This is a genomic window from Actinomadura sp. WMMA1423 (genome assembly GCF_006547145.1).
Classification (GTDB): Bacteria; Actinomycetota; Actinomycetes; order Streptosporangiales; family Streptosporangiaceae; genus Spirillospora.
The window spans coordinates 4,088,630-4,115,595 of record NZ_CP041244.1 but is presented as its reverse complement, the minus strand read 5'-3'; the positions used below and the strand labels follow the sequence as shown (position 1 = coordinate 4,115,595).

General features: G+C 67.1%; 24 protein-coding genes. 5 read left to right on the top strand and 19 right to left on the bottom strand.

The annotated features are described in order from the left end of the window. Window positions 1-36: 36 nt before the first annotated feature. Together FKD65_RS19005 and FKD65_RS19000 are read left to right on the top strand one after the other, a co-directional pair. Window positions 37-1,311 carry a pentapeptide repeat-containing protein gene (locus tag FKD65_RS19005; RefSeq protein WP_141578774.1) on the top strand — a complete coding sequence of 425 codons (1,275 nt, stop codon included), beginning with the start codon at window positions 37-39 and terminating at the stop codon, window positions 1,309-1,311. A gap of 356 nt (window positions 1,312-1,667) precedes the next feature. Continuing rightward, on the top strand, window positions 1,668-1,853 hold the full coding sequence (locus FKD65_RS19000; RefSeq protein ID WP_141578773.1) for a YegP family protein: 186 nt from the start codon (window positions 1,668-1,670) through the stop codon (window positions 1,851-1,853). A 210-nt stretch (window positions 1,854-2,063) separates the two neighbouring features. Here the strand turns inward: FKD65_RS19000 and FKD65_RS18995 are convergent, their stop codons facing one another. The 19 genes from FKD65_RS18995 to FKD65_RS18905 all read right to left on the bottom strand — a co-directional run bounded on the left by FKD65_RS18995 (window position 2,064) and on the right by FKD65_RS18905 (window position 22,842). Beyond that, on the bottom strand, window positions 2,064-2,834 hold the full coding sequence (locus FKD65_RS18995) for a DUF2382 domain-containing protein (protein WP_141578772.1): 771 nt from the start codon (window positions 2,832-2,834) through the stop codon (window positions 2,064-2,066). Window positions 2,835-3,188: 354 nt separating this feature from the next. Next, the gene (locus FKD65_RS18990) at window positions 3,189-5,876 is read right to left on the bottom strand and encodes a BTAD domain-containing putative transcriptional regulator (protein WP_141578771.1); all 2,688 of its coding nucleotides are present in this window, start codon (window positions 5,874-5,876) and stop codon (window positions 3,189-3,191) included. Beyond that, window positions 5,873-6,268, bottom strand: a complete 396-nt coding sequence (locus FKD65_RS18985; RefSeq protein WP_168221097.1) for a pilus assembly protein TadG-related protein — start codon at window positions 6,266-6,268, stop codon at window positions 5,873-5,875. Before FKD65_RS18985 ends, FKD65_RS18990 begins: the two co-directional genes overlap by 4 nt. A 61-nt stretch (window positions 6,269-6,329) precedes the next feature. Next, on the bottom strand, window positions 6,330-6,776 hold the full coding sequence (locus FKD65_RS18980) for a TadE/TadG family type IV pilus assembly protein (protein ID WP_141578769.1): 447 nt from the start codon (window positions 6,774-6,776) through the stop codon (window positions 6,330-6,332). 382 nt (window positions 6,777-7,158) lie between these two features. Then, entirely contained in the window at window positions 7,159-7,371 is a 213-nt protein-coding gene (locus FKD65_RS18975; protein WP_141578768.1) for a hypothetical protein, read from the bottom strand. 31 nt (window positions 7,372-7,402) lie between these two features. Beyond that, window positions 7,403-8,299 carry a type II secretion system F family protein gene (locus FKD65_RS18970; RefSeq protein ID WP_141578767.1) on the bottom strand — a complete coding sequence of 299 codons (897 nt, stop codon included), beginning with the start codon at window positions 8,297-8,299 and terminating at the stop codon, window positions 7,403-7,405. Next, a complete protein-coding gene (locus tag FKD65_RS18965; protein ID WP_141578766.1) occupies window positions 8,296-9,183 on the bottom strand; it encodes a type II secretion system F family protein in 888 nt (295 codons plus the stop codon). The genes FKD65_RS18970 and FKD65_RS18965 overlap by 4 nt, the downstream gene beginning before the upstream one ends. Continuing rightward, window positions 9,180-10,433 carry a CpaF family protein gene (locus FKD65_RS18960; protein ID WP_141578765.1) on the bottom strand — a complete coding sequence of 418 codons (1,254 nt, stop codon included), beginning with the start codon at window positions 10,431-10,433 and terminating at the stop codon, window positions 9,180-9,182. The genes FKD65_RS18965 and FKD65_RS18960 overlap by 4 nt, the downstream gene beginning before the upstream one ends. A 101-nt stretch (window positions 10,434-10,534) precedes the next feature. After that, window positions 10,535-11,194 (bottom strand): hypothetical protein, encoded by a 660-nt coding sequence (locus FKD65_RS18955; protein ID WP_141578764.1) that lies wholly within the window; start codon window positions 11,192-11,194, stop codon window positions 10,535-10,537. Window positions 11,195-11,336: 142 nt separating this feature from the next. Beyond that, complete coding sequence (locus FKD65_RS18950; protein WP_168221096.1) at window positions 11,337-12,035, bottom strand: SAF domain-containing protein; 699 nt, start codon at window positions 12,033-12,035, stop codon at window positions 11,337-11,339. Window positions 12,036-12,815: 780 nt separating this feature from the next. Beyond that, a complete protein-coding gene (locus FKD65_RS18945; RefSeq protein ID WP_141578762.1) occupies window positions 12,816-13,361 on the bottom strand; it encodes a hypothetical protein in 546 nt (181 codons plus the stop codon). 247 nt (window positions 13,362-13,608) lie between these two features. Further along, window positions 13,609-14,019 carry a hypothetical protein gene (locus tag FKD65_RS18940; RefSeq protein WP_141578761.1) on the bottom strand — a complete coding sequence of 137 codons (411 nt, stop codon included), beginning with the start codon at window positions 14,017-14,019 and terminating at the stop codon, window positions 13,609-13,611. 77 nt (window positions 14,020-14,096) lie between these two features. Further along, on the bottom strand, window positions 14,097-15,137 hold the full coding sequence (locus FKD65_RS18935) for an IS3 family transposase (RefSeq protein WP_141578760.1): 1,041 nt from the start codon (window positions 15,135-15,137) through the stop codon (window positions 14,097-14,099). Beyond that, window positions 15,134-15,553, bottom strand: a complete 420-nt coding sequence (locus FKD65_RS44960; RefSeq protein WP_205718326.1) for a transposase — start codon at window positions 15,551-15,553, stop codon at window positions 15,134-15,136. The genes FKD65_RS18935 and FKD65_RS44960 overlap by 4 nt, the downstream gene beginning before the upstream one ends. 52 nt (window positions 15,554-15,605) lie before the next feature. Then, on the bottom strand, window positions 15,606-16,049 hold the full coding sequence (locus tag FKD65_RS18925; RefSeq protein ID WP_141578759.1) for a hypothetical protein: 444 nt from the start codon (window positions 16,047-16,049) through the stop codon (window positions 15,606-15,608). An 817-nt stretch (window positions 16,050-16,866) separates the two neighbouring features. Next, complete coding sequence (gene fxsT, locus FKD65_RS18920; protein ID WP_141578758.1) at window positions 16,867-19,953, bottom strand: FxSxx-COOH system tetratricopeptide repeat protein; 3,087 nt, start codon at window positions 19,951-19,953, stop codon at window positions 16,867-16,869. A 14-nt stretch (window positions 19,954-19,967) separates the two neighbouring features. After that, entirely contained in the window at window positions 19,968-20,297 is a 330-nt protein-coding gene (locus FKD65_RS18915; protein ID WP_141578757.1) for a CU044_2847 family protein, read from the bottom strand. A gap of 192 nt (window positions 20,298-20,489) precedes the next feature. Then, window positions 20,490-21,407 (bottom strand): aminoglycoside phosphotransferase family protein, encoded by a 918-nt coding sequence (locus tag FKD65_RS18910; RefSeq protein ID WP_141578756.1) that lies wholly within the window; start codon window positions 21,405-21,407, stop codon window positions 20,490-20,492. Beyond that, window positions 21,400-22,842, bottom strand: coding sequence for a helix-turn-helix transcriptional regulator (locus tag FKD65_RS18905; protein ID WP_141578755.1), 1,443 nt, complete (start codon window positions 22,840-22,842; stop codon window positions 21,400-21,402). Before FKD65_RS18905 ends, FKD65_RS18910 begins: the two co-directional genes overlap by 8 nt. A gap of 353 nt (window positions 22,843-23,195) precedes the next feature. Between FKD65_RS18905 and FKD65_RS44315 the strand changes: the two genes are divergently transcribed. From FKD65_RS44315 to FKD65_RS18890, 3 genes are all read left to right on the top strand, one after another. Continuing rightward, entirely contained in the window at window positions 23,196-23,729 is a 534-nt protein-coding gene (locus FKD65_RS44315) for an ATP-binding protein (RefSeq protein WP_168221095.1), read from the top strand. A 663-nt stretch (window positions 23,730-24,392) separates the two neighbouring features. After that, the gene (locus tag FKD65_RS18895; protein WP_368367261.1) at window positions 24,393-24,824 is read left to right on the top strand and encodes an ATP-binding protein; all 432 of its coding nucleotides are present in this window, start codon (window positions 24,393-24,395) and stop codon (window positions 24,822-24,824) included. Between the two features lie 898 nt (window positions 24,825-25,722). Then, on the top strand, window positions 25,723-26,700 hold the full coding sequence (locus tag FKD65_RS18890) for a helix-turn-helix domain-containing protein (RefSeq protein WP_168221094.1): 978 nt from the start codon (window positions 25,723-25,725) through the stop codon (window positions 26,698-26,700). Window positions 26,701-26,966: the final 266 nt, after the last annotated feature.

Below are 26,966 nucleotides of genomic sequence, written 5' to 3'. Positions count from 1 at the left end.
CCGTTACGGGTGCGGCCGTTGGCGGCGGGGTTCTGGATGCTGACCGCCGCTGGGGCGGCGGCGTTGGCGATCTGGCTGACCACCGCCTGGTTGCTGGACGTCGCCGATGACGCCCCGCCCGGCACCGATCGGGCCAAGATCCGGGTGGATGCCGTCCGTACCGGTCTGGCCGCCGGCGGCGGCGCGGCCGCGTCGGTCGGGCTGATGCTGGCGTTCCGGCGGCAACGCCATCAAGAACTCGCCACTGCCCTGAACGATCAGGACGCGATTGAGCGGCGGATCACCGAGCTGTACAACGCGGCCGCCGAACAACTCGGTTCCGACAAGGCCCCGGTGCGGCTGACCGCGCTATACACCTTGGAACGGCTGGCCAACGACAATTCACGGCACCAGCAGACGATCGTCAACATCATCTGCGCCTACCTGCGCATGCCCTACAGCCCGCCCCGCCCATCCGACCCTGCCGAAGAGCACCGCGAACGGGCACGTCGCAACGCCGCCCGCTACCGCGCCGCTCGCGACGGTCGGGCCGCTCCGGCCGAACCTGGTACCCATGGCCCGGACCCGCGAGAGGAACACGAGGTTCGTCTCACAGCGCAACGCATCCTCACCACCCACCTGCGCTCCGACGCTGGACAGCACTGGGCTGACATCTCCCTGGACCTGACTGGCGCCACCCTTTCCGGCTTCGCCTTGGTCGACTGTGGCCTCGCGTCTGCCACCTTCACCCGCGCTGCCTTCACCGGAAACGCCGCCTGGTTCAACTCAACGACCTTCTCCGGGGAGACCGACTTCAGTGAGGCGACCTTTGACGGGTTCGCTGTATTCAGGACGGCTACCTTCGCCGGGCGCGTCTGGTTCACCGAGGCGGTTTTCACCAAGGACGCTGAGTTCGGCGAGGCGACCTTCGCCGAGGAAGCTATGTTCGATGACACGACCTTCACTGGAACCGCCGTGTTCCGCGCAGCCACCCTTAGGTCCGCGGGGTTCATCAGGACGGTCTTCACTGAGCGCGCCATCTTCAGCTCGGCGATCTTCGTCTGGGACGCCTGGTTCACCTCCGCGACCTTCATCGGGGAAGCCCTGTTTGCCGGGGCAACCTTCTCCGAGGCCCGCTTTGACGAGGCGGTCTTCACCGACATCGTTGATTTTGGTGGCGCGTCCACCTCTAGGGTCGACTTCGAAGCAGCGATGGTGACGGACGCTGGACTGGCCCATCAGATCCCGGATGGCTGGCGAGTCGAGCCAGCAGAGGGAGACGGAGGCCGCTTCGTGCGGACCACGACGCCCCCGCCGTCCTCAGATTCCTGAGAAATGCTGTCGAAAAACAATCTTTTATGAGGAGGCGGAGGCGGCGGAGTCGGCCATGAGCAGTCGGCCATGAGCAGTCCGGACAGAACCGCAGGCAGCGGCCGGTGAGCGCTCCATGCATCAGGCACTGCCTGGTCGGCGGCCACCGCCCAGCTCAAGTCAGCCGGGCACCGAGCACCGGCCCGCCCGGCTGCGCTTCCTGCAGTGGGCCCGACCTGGGATGTTGCAGCGGGGGCTTGTGCTGTTGGGAAATCGGCGCATAAAGCAGGCCCCATGGGGGAGTACTCGCCGCGATCACAGACGCACCCCCGGTGAGGCGCACATGATGCGCGCCGGGTTCGGCGAAGGGAGCAGAGATGGCTGGCAAGTTTCAGTTGAAGAAGGGCACCACCGGCAAGTTCCACTTCAACCTGGTCGCCACTAATGGTCAGGTGATCGCTACCAGCGAGGCCTATGAGAGCAAGGCGTCGGCCCTGAAGGGGATCGAGTCGGTTCGCAAGAACGCCCCCGAGGCGGAGCTGGACGATCAGACCGGCGCCTGACCCGCGCGCCGACGCGCCGCTACGGGCGTCCCCGCGGGGGCATCACGGTACGGGTGGCCCTGCTGTCCCAACCGCCTGTCCGATCCATCTGTCTGAGCGGGCGGGGCCGGACCCGCACGGCACGTCGTCGATCAGCCGCGCGAGTCCGGGCGTCCGATCATCTGGGGCCCGGTGGCTGGTGGGGTGGCCATGTCGATGTCGAGGCGGCGGTTACCGCTTGCGGCGGCCCCGCTGGCTGGTGTCGTCCTCCTCCATCTCGATGCGCTCCTTGCGGACCTCGCCACCGACGGTCTCCTGTTCGGTCACGGTCTCCTTGGAGGCCCGCACCCGCTCCACCGGAGTGGTCTCCTTGGACACCACCGGCCGCTCCTCATGCAGGACGACCTCGTGCTCGGCCTCGGTGATCTCCTCCCCGCGCAACGCCGCGTCCCGGTTCTCATCGGTGATCGGCTCGCGCTCGACCCGGACCTCTTCGTGGCTGACCGGGACGGTCACCTGCTGCTCCTCGGTGACCACGTACTTGCGCAGCCGGGCCCGGCCCGACTCCCGGGTCTCCGTCCCGACGTGCAGCTTCTCTTCGGAGCGGGTCATCGCGTCGTCGGGCTCGTGTGCCCGCTTAGGAGCCGCCTCCGTGGGAGCGCCGGCCGGCTCCGGGCCGCCCGAGCCGATGCCGTAGTTGCGGTACAGCTGCTGCACCTCGGCCGAGGGAATGTGCTCGCCGCCGGCTTCGAGGTCGACGTCGGGTGCCTGCTTGATGAAGTCCTTTTCGTATCCCGCCTCGACATGGTCGGAGACCAACTCGGCCCGCTGGGCGGGCACGTAGGTCTCCTTGGCGCCCAGCATCCCGGTCTTGACACCCAGCCACTCGGGGCGGCCGGTCCGGTCGTCCAGGAAGACGTGCTTGACGTCGCCGACCTTGCTGCCGTGCTCATCGTAAAGCGGGTGGTCCAGCACCCTGGGAATCTGTTGCTCTGTAATCATCTTTTTCCTTCCTCTGTCATGGAACCCCTACCGCTGAGAACCCAGGGGATCCCTCTTCAGAGGCAAATGTCCCCCAAAGACTGATTTGTCCACTATTAGCTTGCGAGACAGCGCACGTGGTGTCCGTGCGCTGCTTCGACCGCAAGGCACCCCTACTGATATACGACGAGCCCACCGCCGCACTCGAAGCCTTCGCCCATCGGACCCGCGCTCGGCGGCAAAGTCCTCCGCCCGAGAGGTAAGGGCCGCCGTGAAGAGCCCGGTCACCTGTGCTGAGGAGCGGGTACGTCTGAGAGCTTCCTCCGCCGACGGCGCCGGACCGGGCTTCCGTCACCAACCACCGCTGAATCCAGGTCAGGAATGCCGTTGGAGGTCGGTGTGCATCTGGTGGGTCTTTTCGTCGGGTTCGGTGTCGAGGTCTGCGAGTCGGGCTGTTAGGAGCCGATAGGTGCGTTGGGCGGCGTCGGGGTGGCCGAGTTCGGCTTGCAGTTGCATGACGCGGCGGTAGAGGGGTTCGGCGTAGGGGTCGTGGGTGATCGCCTGTTCCAGCGTGTTGAGGGCTTGCTCGGGGTGGTCCTGTTGGAGGAGCTGGGCGAGGCGGGCCAGGGCATCGATGACGGCTCGGCGGAGGTGTTCGCGGTGGTTTTCGGCCCAGTCGTGGGTGAGGTCGGTGGCGAACTCGGCGGTGTAGAGGTCACTGACCGGTGTGAGCGCGGCGATGCGTTCGGGGTCGGTGGCCGCGTGACGGGCCTTGGTGAGGGCGGCGGTGAGGCGTTGTTCGTCGACGTCGATGAGGTTCGGGTCGAGGCGGTAGCGGCCTGCGATGTGGGTGACGTACATGGGTTCGCGGAGGCCGGTGGCGGTGCGGAGAGTCTTGCGGATGTTGGCTACGGCGGTGTTGAACTGGGTGGTTGCGGTTTCGGGTTGGTGGTCCGGCCAGAGGGCGTTGATGGCTTGGTCGCGGGTGATGCCGCTGGGGTGGAGGGCGAGGTAGGCGAGCAGGTCGCGGGCGCTGCGGCGGACTCCGGTGGTGATGGGGCCGTCGGTGGTGTGAAGGCGGACCGGTCCGAGTACCTGGAGTCGAATCGGGCGGGGGTGGTCCTGGTCGGTGGGAGCCGAGATGAGGGGTTCGTCGGGTGCCGGGGCGTGGGGAGTGATCTCCGAACTGTTGTCGGAGGTGGCTCGTGGTCCCGGGATGTCGACCGTCTTAGGTCCGGGGGCGCCGGTGGCGGTGCGGAGGGTGTGGAGCATGGCGTCAGCGTCGTCGCTGGTCAGGTGGAACAGGCAGGCTCCGGTGAGGGTGTCGGCGTGGGGTCCTTCGGCTTGGGCGACGGTGGCGTCGGCAGTGAGATGCAGGGTGGTTCCCGTCGGTGCGGGGCCGAGGATGAGAGTGCCGATGCCGTAGCGGGTGCCGAGCTGGGCGATGGCCTGGACGGTGGCGGTCGTTGGTTCGGGGACGGAGGCGGTCAGGAGCAGGACGGGGAGGGGGTCGGTGGGGTCGGCGGCGCGCACGGCATTCAGGTCGGATTGGTCGGTGTTTTCCAAGAGCCGGGCGCGGCGGAGGATCTCGGCCTCCAGTTGGGAGGTGGCCGCCGCGAGGTTGGGCGTGATGGTGAACCCTGGAATGTCGGTGAGGGCGGCACCGGGGTAGAGGGCGTCGGCGTCGGGTCGGGGGATGAGGAGTTCGGCGCGGTCGCGGGGTGCTTCGGCGAGGAGTTCGGTGGTGATGGCTCGGGCCACTGCGAGTGCGCCATCGCCGGTCAGACCGAGAATGAGCCCGGCGAGCGGCAGGTAGATGGGGGCGCGATCGCGAGTGCCCAGAGCGATCGAGTCAGGCGGCGTGGCGTCATCCCTCGCGACGAGTTCAGCGTCGGAGGGGATGGGGGCGTCGTGGTTGGCGTAGGCGAGGTCCAGATGGGCTTTGCGGGCCTTGGCGACCGGTTCCGGCAGCGCAGCTGACTCGTGTGCCGAGACGTCGCCAGGGTTGGTGTGGAGTCGGCGGCGTCGGTGCAGGCGGGTGGCGGCGACGGCAATGCTGAGCGCTGCGGCGAGGCCCAGGCCGATATAGGAACCGGACGGCAGGGTGATCCCCGGACGGTCTTCGGCGGTGGCTCGCGGCGTGGACGGCGAGTGGCTGGCAGGCGGGTTATCCGCCGGTGGGGCGACGACCGGGCTGGGCACCTGCGAGGGGCGGCTTCCAGAGCCGTTGGGTCCGTGGGAAGAGTGTGGTGGACGGCCGTGATCGTGGTCGGTCTTCGGCTCTGAAGGGCGTTCAGGGTGGGCGGCGTCAGTGCCGCGTTCCGTTGGAGGCCCGTCCGCTCGCTTGGGGGCTGGAGGGATCCGCACTCGTTGACCTGGGTGGAGCTCGTCGGGATTGGTGAGGGCCGGTATACCGGGCGGCTGATCGATGGTGCGGCTGGCTTTGAAGATTCGGGGGTAGCGGTCACCGGAGCCGTAGGCGCGGCGGGCCAGACTCCACAGAGTGTCCCCGCGATGGACGACTCTGGTCTTTGGCGTGGGTTCTTGAGGTGCCGATGAGGTAGGCGTCTCGTCGGCGAGTAGTGGTTCCCACTCTGTGCTGTGGGACGGGGACGCACTGGGCTCGCCGGTGGGCGGGGTATCGGTGGTGGCGTGGGCGGTAGCCGACGCCGGGAGGGTCACGATCGTGGCAGTGCCGAAGACAAGCGTGGTGGTGGCGACCAGGTCTCGCGCCAGCGACTGCAGGGGCCGCACAGGGCGCGGCAGCATGGGTGTGGTCCGTCCGGCCAGGCAGCTGACGGTTTCGCTGCAAATCGCGACAGCGAACATGGCCCATGCCATCCACCCGAGCAGCCGGACCGCCCAAAGGAACAGCCAGTTGCCGGTGTCGGGTCGCGACAGCGTCGCCATCACCTGTTCCCAGGACGGAACGTAGTCGGGGAGTGGGGACCCTGCCACGGCGTACAAGCCGATCGGAACTCCGACCAGCAGAACGACGCAGACCAGCAGGGCTCCGATTCCTTGCAGGATCTCGGCGGCGCGAGCACGCGCGATATGAGTCATGGCTGGGCGGGTCCTTGCACTCCGGTGGTCAGGTTCGCGGTCGCGCTACCGTCGGCGCGCAGGTGGCTGATTCCGATGACCGGCAGGAACAGCGCGGGCCGAGTGACGGTGACGTGGACTCGGATGGCGCGGGTCCCGGACGTCGTCACGCTGCCGGTGTAGCCGCCCGCTCGTAGGTAGGCGCGGGCGGAGTGGATTGCCGCGCGGCGGTCGACGATGAACCTGCCGTCGGTGTAGGCGCGGTCGAGGTCGACGCTGCCCGCGCCGGCGCGAGCAGCTTCCTGGGCGGCGGTGTTGGCGTCCTGGCGTGCTTCAAGCTTTTGCTCGAAGTCGACGACAGCGCCGAAGAACACCACCACGACCAGGGTGAGGATGACGGCGAAGATGCTCACGCTCCCCTCGTCGTCAAGGCGTCGAGGTGGCGGGCAGGTGGTCCGCGTGGTCATGAGTGGGTCACCGTCCTCGGTACGGGTCGATAGGGGACCGGCGAGTGTGGGTGACGGTGCGCGATCCGGGCATGCCCGGTAGCGCGATATCGCCGAGCCGAATTACGCAGGTCACCCTCGCGGACACCGTTCCGGTCGAGCCGACCGGCCGACGAAAGCCGGACAGGTCGAGCCGGACCCGTGGGCGGCAATGAAGCCCTCGATCGCTCAGCGTGGTCATCGCGCTGGAGTTGGCGTCCGTGCGAGCTTGGGCGGCGGTGCGGGCGATCGAGGCGTGCCGGGCCGCGTCGGCGGCGGCCTGGGCGACAACAGCGCTGCCGTGCTGGACGCGCATCGCCACCAGCAGGCCGGCCAGGAAAGCGATGAACAACGGCGCGAGGATTGCTACCTCAACGGCCGCGTTTCCAGCGTCCCCCACGCGCAGCAGCGTGCTGTTCTGTCGGTAGCTGCTCATGGCCGCTCGGGGACGGTGAAGCGTTCCCGGGCGCCCCGAGCTGAGCGGCTGATCTTGATGTCGACACCGGGCAGGATGGACGGGGCGGTTCCGGTTACGTGGACGGTGAGAGTCGTGGCCCCTGACACGGTCACGCTTGGTGAGCGCAAGACGGGTTCGGCGCCAGCGAAGGACGCGGCGGCGGAGCGGCCTGCGGCCGCGGTTCCGTGGCGGGCACGCGCGACACGCAGCCCTTCCTCAGCCGCCGACAGCGCGACGTCCCGGGCGACCGAGACCATGACCGCCTGCACCAACCCCAGGAACAGCACTCCAACGGCGGGGAAGACGATCGCGGCCGTGACGGTCGCCGAACCCGCATCCCACCGCGCGACGGTAGGAGAGTTCACCGGCCGGAGGAGCCCGGGATCTTGCTGATCCAGCCGTTCACCTTGCCGGCGACGGCGAGGTAGACGGTGAAGGCCAAGCCGGCGAACCCGGCCACGATGATGATCGTCTCCACCACACCGGATCCTCGGTCACGACGGGTGTTCAGATCGGCGAAGCGGTTGAGTACGACGACGGCCATACGAGCCGCGGCGGTGGTGAGCGTGTTCATGATCCCCCGAGTCGATGATGCGGCGCCGGCGTTAGCCGGATGCCAGGAGCTTGGAGAAGAACGGGAAGCCGATCAGGATGACGAAGCCGAGCATCAGCAGGGATGTGGGCACCCACATCGCGGTGGTGCGGGCGTTGGCCTCGGAGCGGGCGGCGGCGGACGCCTCATGCCGCATCGAGCCGATCTTGGCGATCAGCACATCGTGCATCTTCGCGCCCTCGCTCCCGGCGATCTCGGCGGTGTGGGCAAGGTCGGTCAAGTCCCGGACGTCGATTTCGGCGCCGAGGTCTGCCAAGGCGCGCCAGGGCTGCTGCTGCCCGTGCCGAGCCCGGGACAGGGCCTGGTGGATGCGCTGGAACGGCCACCCGTCGGTGATCTTCGCTGGGTTCTCCAGCGCGGCATTGAGCGCGGCGCCGGCTTGGCGTTCCAGGACGACCAGTTGCAGGTAGGAGGTGAAGGCGTAGCGGAAGTCGCGGCGGCGCTGCCGGGCCTGGGAGCGAACGCTCCAGTCCGGCACCATCGACAGCACCGCCGCCAGCACCAGTCCGACCAGCACTGGAAAGGTCCATGGCAGCGAGCCGCCGACAACGGTGACCAGGCCGGTCAGCAAGGACGGTGCGGCGAGGCCGGTGACGAACAGGGCCAGCTTGTCCAGCATGAACCGCTCCACCGGGCGGCCCAGCACCGCCAGATCAGTGCGGGGAACAGCCAGCAGCCCTGCCGGACGCGCGACTCGTTCAGCCAGCCACCGTCCGACCTGCTCTTGGAGTGCCGCGCTGTCGTCATGGCCCGCCGCGGCCGGGAACGGTACGGCCTGAACGCGGGCCAGGGCGGCGTCCAGCCGCGGTGGCGCGGGCCGCAACTCGCGCACAAGCAGGATGAGACCGGCGGCGGCCAGGCAGCCGGCGAGGGCAGCGATCACGGTCATCGGCCGGTCCCTTGCTCGACGGCGGCCACCGGGTGGGCGGCGTGAAGGAAACGCGCACCGGTCGACAGGACAGCAAGGCGACGCATCCACCACAGCCCAGTCGCGTAGATGGCGGCGACGACGGCGAGCACCGTCTGCCCGAGCGGCGTGTCGTAAGGACCGGCGAGGGTCTGCGATGACGCGAACAGCACGCTCAAGATCCCAACCGAGGAGACGATCACGATCAGGGTGGTGCGCAGCCCGGCCCGTTCGGCCTCGACGTCGCGGCGGACGATCACCTCGTGCTCGACCGCATCGGCCAGCAAGCTCAACGCCTCACGCGCACCCGGACCGCGGCGGCGGGCCGCCAGCAGCAGTGCGCAGGCGATGAGGTCGGCGATCGGGTCGTCCAGTTCGTCGGCGAACGCCCGTAGCGCGTGGTCGGTGTTGGCGTGGTTGTTCAGCCGTCCTGCCAGCTTCCTGACCGGCTCACTGATCGTGGCGGGGGCGATGCGGGCGCTGTCGGCCAGAGCCTGTTCCAGGCCGCGGCTGGCACCGATCATCTCCGCCAGCCGCCGGGACCACTGCGCCAAGGCTTCCAGTCGCGCGATCCGGCGCTGCGGCGCACGCCCGGACAGCATCGGCGGTAGCGCGTACGCGCCGACAGTGGCCGCCAGCGCGGCCACGGGCCATCCCGACACCAGCAAGACCACCAACCCGGATCCGACCCCGGCAAGCGCCCGGTTGCGGCGACCCGGCCAGGCTGGCGAACACAGCATGGCCTGGATGCGGGACGGGGGGCGCGCGTCCGGCGCACCGGGCCCGACGCCCCGGAACCCGGTGATGATGACGAGCACGGCACAGGCAGCGCACAGGCCGGCGAGCGCGGCGAGCCACCCCGTCACCTCCAACCTCCGTTCACTCGCTCCGGTTCCAGAAGCGCGGGGTCGAAGCCGTGCGCCAGGAGTTCGTCCAGCAGGGCCGGACTGATGTGCCCGCCAGCCGGAGTAGCGCGTCCGTCCGGTCCGGGCGTGAAGACGAAGTTGCGGGTCGGTTCAGCCGAGTCCGCCGGCGGGCCGATCTCCATCACCTGGGACACGTACCGGTCGTTGGTGGCCTGGTCGCGCCGCAGGTAGACGATGAGTGGTTCAGCCAGGCCGAACATCAGGTGCACGTCGTCGGCGCCCAAGCCGAGGTCGGCGCGGCGGCCGAGCTGCACCACACGGCTGAAGACGTGTTCGGGGCGGTGGACATGCAAGGTGCACATCGAGCCGCGCGCGCCGGAGTACATGACTTCAAGCATTGGAGCCAGCTCGCCGTGCCGGGCCTCACCGACGATGACGCGGTCGGGGTTCAGCCGCAGACATGCCGGCACCAGGTCTTGGAGCCGCACCTCACCGGCGCCTTCAGCGTTGGCCTGCCGTGCTTCGAGCGCGACCACATCCGGGTGGCGATGCGCCAGGCGCGGGTCGTCCAGAAACAGTTCGAAGTCGCTTTCCAGGGTGATGATCCGCTGGTCTGGAGGGATCTCCCCGGCCAGGGCCCGCACGAGAGTGGTCTTGCCGGTGTTCACCTCGCCGCACACGATGATGTTGCGGCGTGCGGCGATCGCCGCACGCAGGAAGGCCGCCAGCGGCGCGGTCAGTGTGCCGAGTTCGGTGAGCTGCCGAAGGCTGATGTCGACCAGCCGATGGACTCGGATCGCCAGGTGCGGATGCCGCGACACCCACCCGACCACGGCCAGCCGCACCCCGTCGGCCAGCGCGACGTCCAGCAGCGGGGAGGCGTGGGAGAACTCCCGCCCCGTGTTGCCGCGCCTGGCCAGCAACTGCACCCACTCGATCAGGTCCTCATCGGTTTCGGCGACCGGCGGCCCGGGCTTCTTGGATCCGTCGGTGTAACTGACCCAGGTCTGGCGGCAGCCGTTGACCACGATGTTCTCCACATCGGAACGCTCCAGGAACGGCTGCAGCGCCCCCAGACCGAACCGCCGGTCGTACACCATCTGCGCCACGCGCTGCTGCTCGGGCACGGAGGTGACGCGCCCAGCGGCCATCTGCTCGTGTGCCCACACCTGGACTTGCGCGTCGATGAGCTGCCGCGCCCTCACACGGTCGACTCCGTCGCCCAGGACGTCAACGAGCTGCGCCGACACCTCGCGGACCGCCGCCCACGCATTCGACTCACCACTCTGCTGGACAGGGACCGCGAACGGTGCCGAGGCCCTGTTACCAGTGGGAGTCCAGCCTGGCGCGGTCACTCGTGGGCTCCCACTGCCGTCAGACGCGCCGACCGCCCAGTGACGTCCTTCGCCCCCAAGTCGGCGACGGTCGAATGGAGCCGCTGACCCAGATCCTTCATCGACCGCATCAAGACCGAAGTCCTGAACGCCAGCCGAGGGCGTGCACCGTCAGACAGCACTCGGGCATCTCCAGGGGACGAGGGAAGCTCAGCCAGCACCGCGACCTCCAGCGCGCGTCCGACCTCGGATGCGCTGTAGGGGCCGTCGGTGACCACGCAGAGCCCGAGGGTTGCGCCTTCCCGCACAAGGCCCTTGAGCGCGTCCAGCCGCGGTTTAGCGGCGTCGACCTGCGTCACCGTGGGCTTGAGGACCATGACCACCGCGTCTGCTGCCTTCAGCAGTTCCACGGGAGTGTCCGTGCCGCCGACCTGCCCCAGGTCGGCGATCACGTCGCCTTCCCAGGCCGCCAGCGCCCTGGCCAACCGCTGCCAGAGCGGCCCCAAGCGTGTCCCATACCGAGGATCGCGAACGCCGTGCAGCAGCTCCACACGGCCGTCGTCGGCGATCGGCACCACGTACTCCTTCAGCGGGACCGGCGCGTCCTCGTCGGCCTCGGATGCCATCGCCAGGCCCAGCAGCCCCGGGCCGGCCGAATCGCGCATCCGGTCGGCCATGAAGCCGGGAAGTACACGGCGTCCCATCGGGTCGCACTCAGCCAGGAGGACTCGCCCTGGCCATAGCAACGACAATCCGAGAGCAGTGGTGGACACTCCCGGTGCTCCCCCGGGAGAGACCAGGCAGCAGATCCCCATCGCCTCAACCTCGCCTTTCAGTCACCACGAGAACGACCAGGTCGGCCGCCGCCTGCCGTGCCACCGTGCTGCTGTCGGACTCGGCCACGAGCAGCGACACTGTTGTCGCTCCCTCGGCGTCTGGGCCTTCTACCTGGTCGACCATCCCTTTGACGTCCCGTAGCGGATTGGTTTCAACGCCTCCCGACACTGAGTTGCCGCCAGAGCTCTGCTCACCAGGGGTGAAGACGACGCGGACGCGCCATCCAGGCGCCAAGCCCGGCGGAACGGCACTGGCCTTCAAAGGCACCGTCACCAGCGCCTGACCGGGCTGCGGACTCTGTTGTGCCGTCAGCTGCGAGGCGGCGAGCAGCGTCCCCTTCCGCAACCCGACCGCGGCCCGCTGCCCGATCACGTCCCGGAGCTGTCGCTGCGGAATCACCGCCACCGCCGAGTCCGCTGCCACCCGGACCACGTCCAGATCGGCCTGGACGAGCTTGTGTCCGACCGGAACATCGCGCGCCAGTCGCACCACCGACCTCCGCTCTCCAGCCGAACGGAAGAGGTACACATTCGCCAGCACGGCGAACGCCAGCAGCATCACGCCGGCTGCGATCCAGCTTGGACGTCGTTGCCGAGCCAGCCGTCCCGACGCCGGGGGCACCGCCCCGCTGGCCGTCTTCGGAACCGTTGGCTTTGGCAGGGTGCCGCCGCTGGACTTCATCGCACTCCTCATCCGTACAGACCCTGTGCCTCGGCCACCCGCAGGCGGAAACTGGTCGTGCGGTTCAAGGGCGGTAGCGCCCCTCCGGTCCCGTCGGACCCTCGCCACGTACCGCCCCAAGTCACAGTCACCCGCGCCCGGTACGCGCTTCCCGGCTCATGTGCTGAAGACCGCTGGTACGTGTACGAGCAGTCGGTCTGCTGCGCCGATGCCGGACGCGATCTGTCATAGGCGGTCCCCACTCCCGCACACCGGACGATGCGATTCCCATAGCCGGGATGAATCGTGAGGTTCTGCGGCCTCGCCGTCACCTCAATCCAGACAGAACGCGCGGTCGCCCGGCCGCTGATCGGATGCGAGTTCGTCACCCAGAACCACTCCGGCAGGCCCACCAGTCCAGTGGATCGGCGAGGCGGCGCCGTCCTCACTACTGGCGTGGGGATCGGCATCCGCGTCCATGTGGTCAACGCCAGTTCAGCCGGCGAGACTTTCACCGCCTTGCCGTCTCCGTCGACCGGCTTACAGACCTGGACGTTGTCGCTTGAGGTCTGACAGTCGTGTGGCCCAATGGCATTTGACTCTTCGGCGGGACCACTGGCCCCGCCTGGATGCGCGCTGGGTGGGTTTCCGGTGCTTCCAGGGCGGCCATCGTCCTGTGCGCCGAAGCCGTACCCATTCAAGTTGGCGTCAGGAGGAATCGGATCCTGAGGTGGCGGTGCGGACATCGGTTGAAGCAGCAGCGTTCCTCCAATGAGAACGGTGGAAGCGGTGGGCGCCATATCAGCAGCCTTCGCCGAGTACGACATACTTGCTGATGCGCCACTTCTCGTCTGCACCCTTAATCAAGTACGCCTTGGTCCTTCCCTTTTCGACGCCCCGCTTGATCTTCTTGCGTGTAGTGCGGTTCATAATTCCGGCTCTGCTGGAGTCTTGGCAGTCATGCAGAGTCGCATCGTTTCCTGCAACATCCACGCTTGTGATGTGAACGATCACTTTCCCGTAAGAGGTGAGGTTCTTACTTCTCAGTTCCTCGACCCGCTGGAGTACGCGCGAAAGCTGAGGGTCGACCATCAGCGCGGACAGTTGTTGTCTGCGAGACTCATCCGGGAGTGAATCTGCGCGGTCGAGCGTGCTGATAAAAGAGGTGTAGGTCTCCTTTACGGCTTCCTCGTCCGACGAGGGGGAAGGTAGAGAAGGGGTGGTGTGGCTCGACGACGGCAGGGCAACAGCATCGTTGTCGTTGCTGCAGCCAGTCAGAGCCAATGCGACGCCTGCAACTCCGAGCCAGGCGATCCGACTGGCCGCCAGGCGACCGATTACGGTCAAGTCCGCACCTCCATGAACTTGATCCCACGCAGTGCTGTCGCGATCATCTTCGCGACAGCACTGCCAGGCAACGACGAGCGATCGTAGGGCCAAGCAAACCGCTCCGCGCCCATGTCACGCCGTGGTGAAGGTAAAACCCGTACAAGGAAGGCCAAGTCGCATTGACACGGGAGTCGGTTCTGCCCCTTTTGGCGGAACTGTGAGCTGTGTCCAGTCGGCTCGACACCTCATGACGCCGCGTGAAACCTCACACCGCCGAGGGCGGTGCGATTGACATCGCCGATATTCGGCCGTCCCGAAATGCGGCCGCGAGGCGGACCTCAGCGACCTGTCGTTGTTTGTACAACCGGCTCGCCGGCACGCCCTGGTCGTTGGCCACGCACTGGACGGTCAGACCGTTCAGCCGCGTGGCGGTGATCAGTTCAGCGGCATCCGGGGTGATGATCTGCTGCCGTGCGGCTTCCAACAGGAGCACGATCGGGTCGACTTCGTAGGCGGCGTGGCGCTCGGGCAGTTCACTCGGGTCACGCGGGATGTGCCGGGCATCTCGTCCGCGAGCGCGTAGTGCGCCCTTACGCGCCCACAGCATGAGCCGGGCGGCGATGTGAGGACGCTCGACGTCGATCCGCGCCAGCTGCGCGACGAACTCCGTCACCATCTCGGACACGATGTCGTCGATGAGCCGGCTCGGACTACGGTAGGTGTCAAGTCAAACGAGACAGGGGCCAGTGATCGTTAGGCGGCCTGTTTCTCCTGGTCAGAGCTGCTCGGATCGGTGGGGTCTTCGTCGGGTCGGTTGATCTGCGCGACTGTGGGGATCTTGGGCAGCGTGGGCGGCTGGGTGAACCGTCGCGGGTTGGCCGCGCGGAACGCTGCGATCGTGGCGGCTCGGTTGTGCTGGATCGCCTGTGCGGTGCCGATATGCATGGTGAACGGCGTGTGGAGCCCGATCCCGGCGTGGTAATGCCGGTAATTGTAGTAGTCGAAGAAATGGTGGCAGAACGTCTCGGCCTCGTCGAGCGAGGCGAACCTGACAGGGAACACCGGGCAGTACTTCAAGGTTTTGAACTGCGCCTCGCTGTAGGGGTTGTCGTTGCTCACCTTCGGGCGGGAGTGGGACTTGATGATGTCCAGGTCTGCCAGCAGTGCCGTCACCGGCTTGGAGGTCATCGAGGTCCCGTTGTCGGAATGGATGGTGCCGGGCACGATCCCGCCGTTGGCGGCGAACGAGTTCCGCATGAACTGCTCGGCCAGCTCACCTGACTCGCGCAGGTGGATCTCCCAGTGCACGACGAAGCGGGAGAAGATGTCGAGCATCACATACAGGTCATAGAACTGGCGTGGCCCCGGACCCGGCAGTTTCGTGATATCCCAACTCCATATCTGGTTGGGGGCGTACGCGGCCAGATACGGTTTGGTGCGCGCCTGGTGCCGGGCCTGGGCGCGCCGCTCCCGGACCTGGTCACGCCTGCGTAGTTCCCGGTACATCGTCGACACCGACGCCAGGTACACCCCCTCGTCCAGCAGCGCAGCCCACACCTGCCGGGGTGCCTTGTCGGCGAACCGGTCGCTGTTGAGCATCTCGACCAGTTCGGCCCGTTCGCTCTCGCTCAGCGCGTTCGGCGGCGCCGGCCGCTCCGCTGGCTCACTGTTTCCCGGCGCAGGGTTCCGCCGTCGGTAGAAACTGCTGCGCGGCACACCCGACAATGCGCACGAGAAGCGAATCGGCAGATGCTCGACCAGCAGGGAAAGGGTTTCGTGGCGGCAGCGGGTCACGAATTCTCGGTGTCCGCGCTCTCGGACATCGTTTCCAAGAGCGCGATACCTTTTCCCATGATGTCCAGGGCGGCCTCGGTCTGCTTGAGTTTCCTGGCCATGGCGGCGTTCTGCCGCTCCAGCCGCGCCTTCTCCTTGCGCAACTGCTCCAACTCGGCCTGCTCCGGCGTCTTCTCCTTCTTGGCGGCCGGGGGCCTCGTCCCCGCAGCGGTCAGTTCACCGGCGTCGCGCTGCCGGCGCCACAGTTGAACGCTGGACTCATAAAGTCCCTCACGGCGCAGCAGCGCGCCCTTGTCGCCATGCTCGGCCGCGTCGTACTCCTCGACCATCCGCAACTTGTAGGCGGCACTGAAGGTCCGCCGCTTGGGCCGGCCGGTCCGCGGCCCGTCACCGGAAGGAAGATCGTGGCTGGTCATCGTCACTCTGCTCAGTACCCGTTCTCGCCCTGTCCACATCAGTTAGGGAACTTCATCCCTCTTGTCCCACCTGAGCCTGACACAGAGGGCTAGACCGAATCACGCGGGCCGCGGTGCTCTTCAGCCCTGGCATCGCCATACCGACGCAGCCCACCACCCAGGCGGGATCACCGCTCCGTGCCCGATGGACGAGCTCCCGCCAGGCGGCGTCCTTGAGATCGTCGGAAGCGGATTTCTCCAGCAGGAGCGAGCGGAGTTCTCTCAGATCGACGGTTCGAGCAGGCAGGCCGTGCCCGATCGCGCTGCCGTTGACCGCCAGCGGGCCCGGGCCAGTGGTGAGCATTTGGAAGGAACGCTCAGCGACGGTCAGCGCGTTGCCCGGGCGTTCGCCGGCGGTCTGGCTCGGACGCTGGTCGTCGATCTGGTGGTTGCACATGACGCCTCCGGAAGGTCGTGACGGATCGATGGCGTCAGGTATCCGCCACACCATGTGCATTTCGTGAACAGTCCGCAGGCGAAAGGCTGTCTACGGAGTGCTCACGGACTGCTCACTGTCGCCCTGACCTGCGGTGACTTTGGTCCGTCTGCGGGATGCCGACATAGAGGTAAAGGCGATGTCCGCGCTCAAAAGCGACCTGAGCAGGCAACTCCTTCACCGATGGCCTCCTATTAAGGGCTTGGCAAAGATGCTCTCGCCGACCGGCGAGCCCGCGGAGAGAGAGAAAGCCCTCTTCAACTACCGATGAGGTGTGATAGCGCCCGTTGTATTGGACGACGTCAGCCTCCTGGTGTCTGTCGGCCCACGTGCCATGCGTCAGCGCCTGCCAGTCCGGCGAACGCGGCCTGGTGCGCGGTCGACAGCAAGCCACAGGACACCGCAGAGACGGTCAGCGCCGGATCTCGACTGGCAGGTAGTGCGGCGACCGCAAACAGCAGAGCGGCCGCGGCGAACGCCGACTCCGCCATAGGTGAGGATGTCGGGCCCGGACGGTGAGGAAGCTTGCGACGATTGCCAGCCGCCGAGGTAGCCGAACGCTCGAAGTATCAGCGAAGCACAGCCGTCCGGTGCGCGTGAACCCAGTCTTCCCGCTCCGCCGCTTCGATTCGCTAAACCGACCTGTGCACCCCTGCGGCAGCCCAGGGGCCGGGGCCGGTTGCGGAGCGTCGGATCGGGCTTCGGGTTGGACACGGGACTTCGCTGCCCTACCTCACGGGCGGCCGATCAGACGCATCCGCGGGCAAAGGTCATCGCCGGACACGTGATGGTGCCGCCTCCCAGCGCGGACTCCGTCCGCGATGCGTGCTCACGGCATTCACGACGCCGGCGGAAGGGAACGATTGAGGTCGTCCAGCATCCGGGAGAGGACTTGCCGGCGCGCGCTTGAGACTTCCACTGTCTCAAGGGTGGACATGGCCTCGTACAGTCTGGCGCGGGCGGCGTCATACCGGCCCGCAGCGGTCTCCGCACACGCCAGTTTCTGTAGGACGTAGGGACGGTCGGTCTGATGCCTGTCCTGTGCGGCCAGTGCCAAGTCAATGTAGTGATCGAGTCCACGGAAATCCCGCTCCTGGCCCGCCGCGATAGCGCGGTTGGCCAGATAGATCGGTGTTAGCGTGTCGTCATCCGTGGCTAGGTCCAGTGCCAGCGTGAGCGCGTGTTTGGCCTCTCTTACACGGTGCAGGGCTAGCAGGGCTGATCCGATGTTGTTCTCATGCACGGCAAGTGCGGGCGACTCGGACTCCGTGAACTCCTCGACCGCCCCTGCGGCTTCTTCGAAGCAATGGAGGGCGTCTTCGGCCCGATCAAAATGAAGGTAGATGATGCCGATCTTGGCCAACGCGTCTGGGGGTGAGAAGGCCGCGGTCGTTTCAAAGGCCGGCTGTGCTGAGCGGGGCGGCCCGGAAAGGTCGAGGTTCGCGCGCATCCAGTCAGCGAGTTCTACAGCCCGGTCGTCCGCCTCGTTGTTGGTGAGCGCGTCGAGGTACTTTACGTGAGTTTCGATGGTCTGAGTAGCCGCGGGCCCGAAGCGGTCGAGCATCGTCCTGGCGGCCTGACGGAGGAGGTCGACCGCCTTTTCGATGTCACCCTGGTCGGCGGCGATCCGACCGAGTTCGGATAGGGCGGCGGCGTAGTACGGGTGCATGCGGCCGAACCGGGCGCGCGTGGCCTCTTCCACTGTGCGCGCGAGGTTCTCAGCCCGGTCGAAGTCCCGCTGGGAGCGACGTTCGCTTGCGAGGTTGAGCAGCATCACGCCGAAAAAAGGGTCCGACGGACTGGCATCCCGAACGGCCCGTTCCATCAGGGCCACGCCGCGCGGGCGATCGCCAGCGAAGTAGGTGGCGACCCCGTAGTTCATGAGATGCTCTACAGGAATGGCTTCGCGATGGCGTCTGGCTCGAAACTCGTCGATGGCTAAGACGCGCTCGAACAACTCGATCGCTTCGTCCAGCCGGTCAGCGGAGAACAAGGCCGAGCCGAGGTTGTTCAACCTTGTGGCCAGCGCGGAACTGTGCTCTGCGAGGGTGCTCTCAGCCATCTGCACCGCTTTTTGGAACAAGGGTACGGCGGTCCGGGCCCCCACTCGTCCTTCGATGTAGGTCGCCACGCGGTCGAGTAGATCGGAGGCTTCGTCTCGTCCGCTCCCCAGCGCCTCGGCGTGTCCGGCCACGGCGATTCCGTGCGTGGTCAGGCGTGCGCAGGTCGCCCACTGGTCGACGTCCTCGGAACGCTGCGGATACTCCGCGCGTAGAACTCGCGTCACGCGATCGCAGTAGTCGGCGCGCTGGGCGGCGTTCAGTGACACCTCGCGTACGACGGTCTGGACGAGCGTGTGCACGTTGATGGCGTCTGTGCCCAATTCCGCCAGGGAATAGCGCGTAAGGTGCCGGACGGTACGTGCGAGGTCCAGTGGCTCCCGAAGGTGTCTGCGAAACCGGCGGGGCATCTCGCCGACGGCCGCGTGAAACACGCTCAGGGGGATATCGTCCGTCGCCATAAAAGACGCGAACCTCAACATTTCCATGGCTGCAGGGCACTCAGTGCGGAGCCGGTCGAAGGACAGCGCCCAGGTAGCGGTGATCGCCATCGGGTAGTCCGGAGCCTCGGTTGCCTCAAGGAGTTCGGCGGTGTGCTCGCGCAGGAGTGCGAGATAGTTCGGTACCGTCTGGCCGGTTGCCAGCACGAATGACGCGGCCTGCTCCAGGGCCAGAGGAAGATCTCCGACTTCATTGGCGAGGGCGGCCAATTCCTCCTGAGCGGCCGTGAGCCCGCGCCTGGACAAGAACCGGACGGACTCGGCCCGCTCCAGGCGTCCGATGTGGACGGGCGTGGCGATGTTGCCCCACTCGGTGTTTCGGCTCGTGATAAGGACATGGCCGCGGCCGGTCGGGTAACGGTCCGCGTCTTGGTGTGGATCGTCCACGCCATCGATGATGATCAGCCAACGAGAGTGTGATGCGAGCCAACCGTGGAGGATCGATACGACATCCCCGTCAGGGGGTGTGGGGAGCGCCAGTGCGGTGGCTAGTTCGCGCATGTCGGCATCGAGGAACCCCGCCCGGACCAGCCAGACCACGTCGTACTCGGGCGCACGCCGTGACGCGTACTCCAGGGCCAGCCGCGTCTTTCCGCAGCCCCCGATGCCGGTGATGGCCATGGTGCCGCCTTCGCCGGGAACGAGGTGCCGGTTCAACCTCGCCAAGGCGGTATCACGGCCGGCGAAGACGGCGGCAGGCCGAAGCCCTCGCGTCTGCCAGATAGCGGACACGGCTGCGTCGCGACCGGACCGCCGACGGCGCAGGGGCACGACGGTCAGAAGTTCTGGTGCGAGCGCCGCGACATGCTCCGCGGGAACTATCCATGCGGTGTCGCGCAGCCATGTCTGCTCGGAGGGCGGATTGTAGCGTTCGGTAAGGACCCCAATGACTCCCTCGTCCGAACCGAGCACGATACCCGCACCGCTCATTCCCCGGAGCACCTGCCTACTTTCGACCTGCAGGTAAATGACGCCGTCGCGTTGCATGGGGCCGACGATATGACCGGTCGCAGCCAGGAAACGGTAGTCGTGAAAGGAATCTTCTATCTCACCGAAGCCCTGGGCCGCGAAAGAATCCCCAGGATGCGCGGAGTCACTACCGATCAAGCGTGCTGCGGGAAGCGGCGGCAGTCGGACATGCGGGGCCGGCCGCAGAAGAACGAGATCGTGCTGCAGATCGGGCTGGCAGGCCAGTTGGACGGGAAAGGCGTGTTCCTCATCCAGCAGTGCGAACGAGACGTCATTACGTCCCTCCACCACGTGCCAGCACGTGGCGATCAGGCCAGAGGGATGCACTACGAAGCCCGACGTGATGGGGCGCCCAGCGTGGAGCACCAGTCCGGCAAACGGCCACACCAGAGCCATGGACGACTCCGTGCCTACCGCGGCGCCGGATCCGGGAATCGATACGTCAAGGTGATCTTAAGAGTGGCCTGGGCGCCTGCCTTGGCGATCGCGGCGTTGCCTTCGGCTGTGAAGTTGATGCCGAACTCCATGGTGACATCCTGCGGGCGATCGGCTTCCGGCATCGCTTGTACCGTATTTGTAAGTTCGCTCGCGAGGCGGGTCACGGTTCTGTTCGCATGCCTTATCGCCTGATCGGCGCGTTCGCGGACTCGTCCGTCGACGGAGGTGCGCTCGGAGCCGAACGCGGGCGAAACCTCTACCAGGACCGCGCCGTCTCCAGCCACCGCCTCGATCATTGTCATGTCAAGAATCGTACGCAGGACTTGAACGCCCAGCCCGTGTGGGAACAAGAAAGGCCGAACACGGACACTTGGGCGGTTCGCTCTGCGCCTGAGATCTGTGGAGTTGACCTCCTCAGCCAGTCCGAGGGCAGCGGCAACCGCACTGTGTCCCAATCTGCTTCAAAGTGAGCTCCCTCCTGCGGAGGGGAGACGCTACTCGGCTCTCATGTGCCAGCGTGTGTGGGTGCTGCCGGTTCGGAGGGACGCCAAGCGGTGGGTGAGCTCGCGGCGGGAGAAGGGGTCGCCGGGGGCATTGCGGATGTGGATGCCGATGGCGTAGATGTCGCGGATCTGCATGAGGGTCTCGTAGCCGTCCCATCTGCGCAGGTCGTAGCCGTAGGCAGCGGCGAAGTCGTTGACGTCTGTGGGGGAGAGACCGAAGCGACGCTCGCCGTGGTAGCTGTGAATGAGGTCCCACTCGCGGTGACCGACGGCGACGCTGTCCCAGTCGCCCAGTACTACGTGTCCGTTCTGGTGGCGGAACAGGTTGTCTATCCAGGCGTCGCCGTGCAGGAGGGTTGGTGGGTCCTCGAACGGCAACGCGCGCCAGGCCGCGGTGAGGTTGCTGATGCGGTCAATGAGCCAGGCCAGGTCGTCGGGGGTGAGAATGCCGGGGTGGTGCTGGACGGTTGCGCGGATGCTCGCCAGCGGATCCGCCAGAGTCCGAAGAGGGAATGGCGGCGTTGGCCCGGTATGTAGGTCGCGAAGTAGTCGGCCGAGGTCGGCCGTGGTGGCGGGGGCTGCTGCTGTGGGGATGTAGCGCCAGAAGGTGACCGTGGCGCCTGCAACGCTTATGGGCTGGGCAGTGATTTCGTCGGCCGGCCGGACGGTGGGGAACCCTCGATCGGCGAGCCAGCGGGTGACCGCTAGAACAGCGGGGAGCCGCTCTGCGGCCGTAGGGGCGGTAGCGATCCTCGCGATGATCGGCGCGCACAGTTTGAACACAGCGTTGCTGCGTAGCCGAAGCAGTTCGGCGCCTGTCGGATCGAGGCCGGCCTGGGCGCACGCGGCGTGAAGGACTTCGTGGGCACGCTGATGAAGGTCGGCCGCGCCTGTCAACTGGTTAGGCATCTCTACGGCCGGAGACGGTGGCGGTGTCCAAGGCAAGGACCTCTTCGAAGGTGTTCAGCGCCCTGTCCCGCCAGCGCTGGGTGGGGAGAGCGGAGCGGACGTCGCGGGCACGGACGAACACGATGGTCGTTCGCTGTTCAGGCGGCAGCTCTAGGAGAGTCTGAGTGGCTAGTTCGCAAGCCTCCGCCTCCCGCGCGCCACGGGCAAACGTCGCCGCCCGATCCAGCTTGACCAGCGCTGGATCGATGTTCGGACTGGTTGGGCGGCACAGCGCCGAAGCGGTGTCATGTACCGCTTCGGCGCGTTGAAGATCCGGTAGGTACGCGTGGGTTCCGCTCATGTACAGGTAGAGCCGCTGCTCCGTGAAGTCGAAAGCCAGCGCCCCGTTGTTGCGCTCCTTGATCTGCGAGAAGAGCCGTTGGGCTCGGGCGAGCGAGGCGATGGCGCCTTGGTGGTCACCGATGCGTGCAAGAGCGCGTGCCTCGGCGGCCGCGGCGAGTGCCGTGGGAGACGAGGGCTTGGCACGACCAAGGGCCTGAGCCTCTCGAGCGAGGCTCACCGTTTCGGCTGGATCGCCGTAGTAGTACGGCAACATCGCCTGGTGCGCTCGGACGAGCGCTCGCAGTTGGGGATCGCCGGTGTCGTCGGCGGCCGTCTTGGCGGTGCCATACCAGGCAGCCGCTTGACGAACGTCGCCAAGCTTCATCAAGGCGTCCGCGCTGAGGACCGCCAGGACGGCGGCGATCTTGGAGAGCCGGCATTGGATCGAGCCTGATTGCCGCTGGGATGCGAGGTTCTGCACGTCGCTGAACTCGAGCATGAGTCGGCACAGCATCGGCAGCGGCGGAGTGACCAGGTAGTCGCGGCGGCATTGCAGGACCATTTCCTCGAGACGGTCCATCTGGTCGTCAGTGACCGTTCCGGAGGCCAGGGTGCGGTCCATCTGCTGTCTCAGGGTCTCCACTTCCGCTAACAGGCGGCCATGCGAAGCCCGGGTGCATCCTGTGAGGACGTCGTTGAAAAAGGTCCGGCGGTTGGTCTCGTCTCTCAACGGGCCTGACGGCCCAGGGGTGTGGAGGGCGCTCGGGGTGAGGACCGGCGCCTGGGAGGAGGCAGGCAAGAGCGGTGGGATGTGTGGGGCGGGAATGACCGCAACCTCGTCGACGTCTGTGTCATCCGAATAGTCGGCGGCCAGGCCGAGCTTGATCGGGTTGGCCCGGTACAGCCGGGAGAGAAGATCAATGGTGTCCGGGCGTGGACGGCCTCGGCCGTTCTCCCAGACGTTCAGCAGATCGATGTTGGCGTGCGGCACTCCGAGGCGCTCTCGCTCGCATAGCTCGGCCAAGTGATCGATGGCGGCTTGAGCCGTCCAGCCCTGGGCAAGCCGGTGCGCCTTCAGCAGGCTCACCCCGCAGCAGCGGTGGATGGCCTGCACCAGCTTCCACGTCCGCCAGTTCTCGGCTTGGGCTCGCTGCCGCCATTGACGTGCGCAGGATGGGGCGTGCTCTCCTCGGGCCATTGGTGCTCCCATGGCGTTCTGTCGCGGCTGGTGCCAGTGGCCTTCAGCGTAGAACGGCGCTGGTCAACTCGACCCTCTTTCTGACGTGCGTGGACTGCTTCCCGTGGATCGGCAACGGGTTGGAGGCCGGCTTCCGTGTCTCTTCCACGGTTTCTGCGGATTCGCGGATTCTCGACGGTTGGCACGTTGCTGACTCTGCGTCACTGTTCTGGCACCCAGACGAGGTCAGAAGGCTGCCTGGCAGCCAGAACCCTTCAGGAGGTGCGGTTGTGGCGGAGCCCCCCGAGAACGAGCAGGAGGTGTCGTCCGGACAAGCCGAACAAGCTGCGATCGAGCAGACGGAGTTCGCCGGCTTCCAGCTGGAGATCCGTGATCTTCCAGAAGAACGGACCGCGCGTCACGCCAGGGCGTTGCTGCGGGAGGTGCTACGAAACGCCGGCGTTGACGAGAACGATGTTGACGAGGCCGAGCTGGTGGTTGGCGAGCTTGCTGCCAACGCCGTCTCCTACGCCGGCGGGCCCTACGAGATCCGTTTCGTGCTCGTCGGCGGGCGTCCGGCCTGGTGCGAGGTCGTTGATGGCGGCACCGACCTGGCTGGTATCCCCGAGATCTTCGAAAAGCTGAAGGGCGCTGAGGCGGCGGAGTTTGCGCCGGCTGAAGTGCCCCGGGAGCACGGTCATGGTCTGGCCATCGTCCATCGGCTCTCAGGAGGTCTGTGCAAGGCCTATCCGACGGTCGTCTCCTCGGCGCGACGGCCCGGCAAGGCCGTGGCGTTCGCACTGCCGAGTAACGGTCTGCTGTGATCAGGGGCCACAGCAGCAGGGCCGGCGGCATGGAGGTCGAGCAGCAATATCAGCTCGTTGCGCCTGATCGATTCGATCTGGCGCGGGACCTCGTCGACCTTCTCAGTGACGTGGGCCTATGCGCCGCCAGCGCGTGGGAATCTGCGCCGCCCACGGTCTCTGTGTCGGCTCGTCTGATCGGCGCTGAGCCGCGGTGCAGTAGGACAGTCTGGTGCTTGCCTGGTCCTGGTGGCCGCGCCCTGTACTGGCAGTGGCTGCGAACGGTGTACCGCGGCGGAGTCATTGTCGCGAGAAGCTGCGTGCCGGTTTGCCCGATCACTGACACTGCGAAGGCGGCCGCTAATCTCATCGCCGCCGTCCATCTCGTCCCAGATTCCGATTGGTCGAACTTAAAACAGGGCGAGGCTCCTCCCGGTGTACCCGAAGTCCGTTCAGGCAGCCAACCCTAATGGAGCGCCATCGCCTCTCATCGACTTCGAATTCGATCGTGTCGGTAGCCGATGCTTGACCGTACGTAAGAGGTGCTCCTTGATTGTCTTGTCCATCACGTCGTTCGAATCGCTTCACGGCGAGTCGGGACGACCGGAGGGAGGAACGGGGAAAGTGAAAGAAGGAGCTTGGGGCTTGTGCACCCCTCGCGAATGGCTATGGGGCTCAGAGCCGATGCGGTGGCGTCGGATCTATCCAGGCCGTGTCGACCAGATACGTGCAGCGCGGGTATTCGCGGCGACCCTCTTCGAGGGGACCGGCCGTGAGGAGGACGTGGCAGTGGTGGTGGCCGAACTGGCCACCAACGCGGTGCGTCACTCGCGGTCGGGAGGTGAGCGGGGTTGGTTCGGTCTGGAGGTGACGATGGCCGAGATCGCCTACGTCGCGGTGACCGATCTGGGCGGAGGGTGCGTGCCCACGATCCGGTCGGAGATGCCAGGGTGCGAGCCGCGGGAGGGAGGGTATGGCCTGCTGACGGTGTCGAAGCTGGCCCTGACCATGGGCCTCCACGGCAGTTCCGAGGACGGCTTCACCGTGTGGGCTGACATGGACCTGCGCCGCCCCCGCCAGAGCGACGCTGTCCAGCAAGCAACCTTGGTGTCCTAGGGAGGGCCCAGCCTGTCGGTAGCAGGCTGGCCCCTCGGGGACAGCGTAGAAGAGGTGCCTGTTGCGGTGAGACCCCGGCCGTAGGTTCGCATAGGAGGACCTGCGGCCGGGGCCGTCCACGTGTGCGCGTTTGTGCGCATACGTCCGCGCTGGGTTGGGGACGCCCCCGGCGCCAGCTTTCTGGCAGGCTGCAGACGAAGCCTGCCCATTTCGTGTTGACTTCTGTATTTCTGTGCAGGGTGCGGTGTGCGCGGATGGCCGTCTGTTCTCGGGGTTCTGTTCAGCCTTCTTTTCGGTCTCCTTCTCGAGCTTCTGTCTATGACCAGAAGCCCCTGGTGCATCTATCGACGCAGGTAGATGCGCTTCCGCATCTTCTGTTCGTGAGCCCGACTCGTCACCAGGACGACCCCTGGTAATAGTCCGTCCGCCTGCGTGATCGATGGCTGATGTGGCCGACGGCCCCTCCTGCGGTGCTGTATCACCACAACCTCGGCCCCAAGTACTGCATTCTGGCCGGCACCGCCGCTCGCCAGCTGCCCCTCGTCCTGCGGGCAGAGGCTCGCGTGCCTGAGGTCGAGTCGCCGTGGATGCTTGATTCGTGCGTGAGAAGGCGTCGTGGACAGAGTCGTCAAGTCAGCTCGCCGTTTCGGCGTCTTTCGGAGGTGATTGGCGCCGAAAGGCGGTGCTGTTGTCATGCGGGTGCCGGAAAACACATTTGCGGTTGCTTGGGTTTAGGGGCGCGCGGGGTTGAATGGTGACATCGTTCAGCCCTGAAGGTGATTAAAAATGTGGCCGAAGGTGCTTGCCTGGTATGGCGGCATCGAGAAATGGTCGAGCTCCCGATGAACGGGAACGGCACCGGAAATCCGGTCGCTGGTCACATCGAATGGGAGATGAAATGACCGCGAAGAATATCACCGCGAATGGCGCCGCCGGAAATGGCGCCACGGGCAACGAGAACGCCGGGGACGGCGCCGCCGTCACTGGGGGCGGGGCGCGCCCGTCCGGCGCGGCTGGGGACGTGTGGGACGCGCTGACCGGCAACCCTGGTGCGACCGTGACCGCGCTGGCGGAGGCGTCGGGTGTCAGCCGTGCCACCGTCGCGCGGACGCTGACCACCCTGGAGCGTGACGGGTACGCCGTCCGGACGCGCGGCGGGCGGGACGGCGGGAAGCGGCAGCCCGACACCTGGCACCCGGTCACGGCCACCACCGGCGATACCCCGGACGCTTCCGCATCGGACACGCTGAGCGGGGATGCGGACGCCACCGCCGACACCGAGGCCACCACCGAAGCGCCGACCACCGACGACACCGCCACCGGCACGGACGCGGCACCCGAAGCGCCCGCCGCCGACGAGGACGCCCCGACCAGCACGGACACCGCCACCACCGGGGACGCGGACGCCAACGAAACCACGGACGCCGGGGACGCCGGGGCGGGGATGGACGCTGCGGCGGTGGCCGAGGCGCGGGACGCGCTGACCGGGCTGCAGGACGCCATCGCGGCGGCGCTGACCGCGCTGGACGGCGGGGACGGCGCAGGGGCGCTGGCGGCGGTTGAGGGCGTCTACGGCGGGTCGGGCAAGGCGCGGCGGCTGGTGCGCGCCGCCGCCAACGGGCGCCCGCGTACCGCGTCGGGGGCGCCGCGTTCGGCGCCGGGTGAGATGCGCGCGAAGGTCGCCGGGCACCTGACCGGCCACCCTGGCGCGGCGTTCACCCCGCACGAGATCGCGAAGGTGATCGGGCACTCGGCGGGGGCGGTGTCCAACGCCCTGGACCGCCTCACCGAGGCCGGTGAGGCCGAGTTGGTGTGCGACCGGCCCCGCCGGTTCACCGCCATCACCGCCCGCCCCGCCAAGCGCGCCGCGCGCTGACCGCACGCACCGACCGCCACTTGGGGGCGGGCCGCCGCGCCACGCGCACCCGCCCCCGGCGTCCCGACCACCAGCACTCGACAAGGAGCCGTCACATGACCACCGTGCCCACCACCCCAACCGCCGCCACTACCCCGACCACTGCGCCGACCGCCGGACCCGGCTCGGTACCCGCGCCTGGTGGCACCGGTCGCCTCGGACAAGGGGAGCTGCGCCGAAGGGTTGCCGCCATCCTTGCCGACCGCCCTGGTGAGGTGTTCACCCCA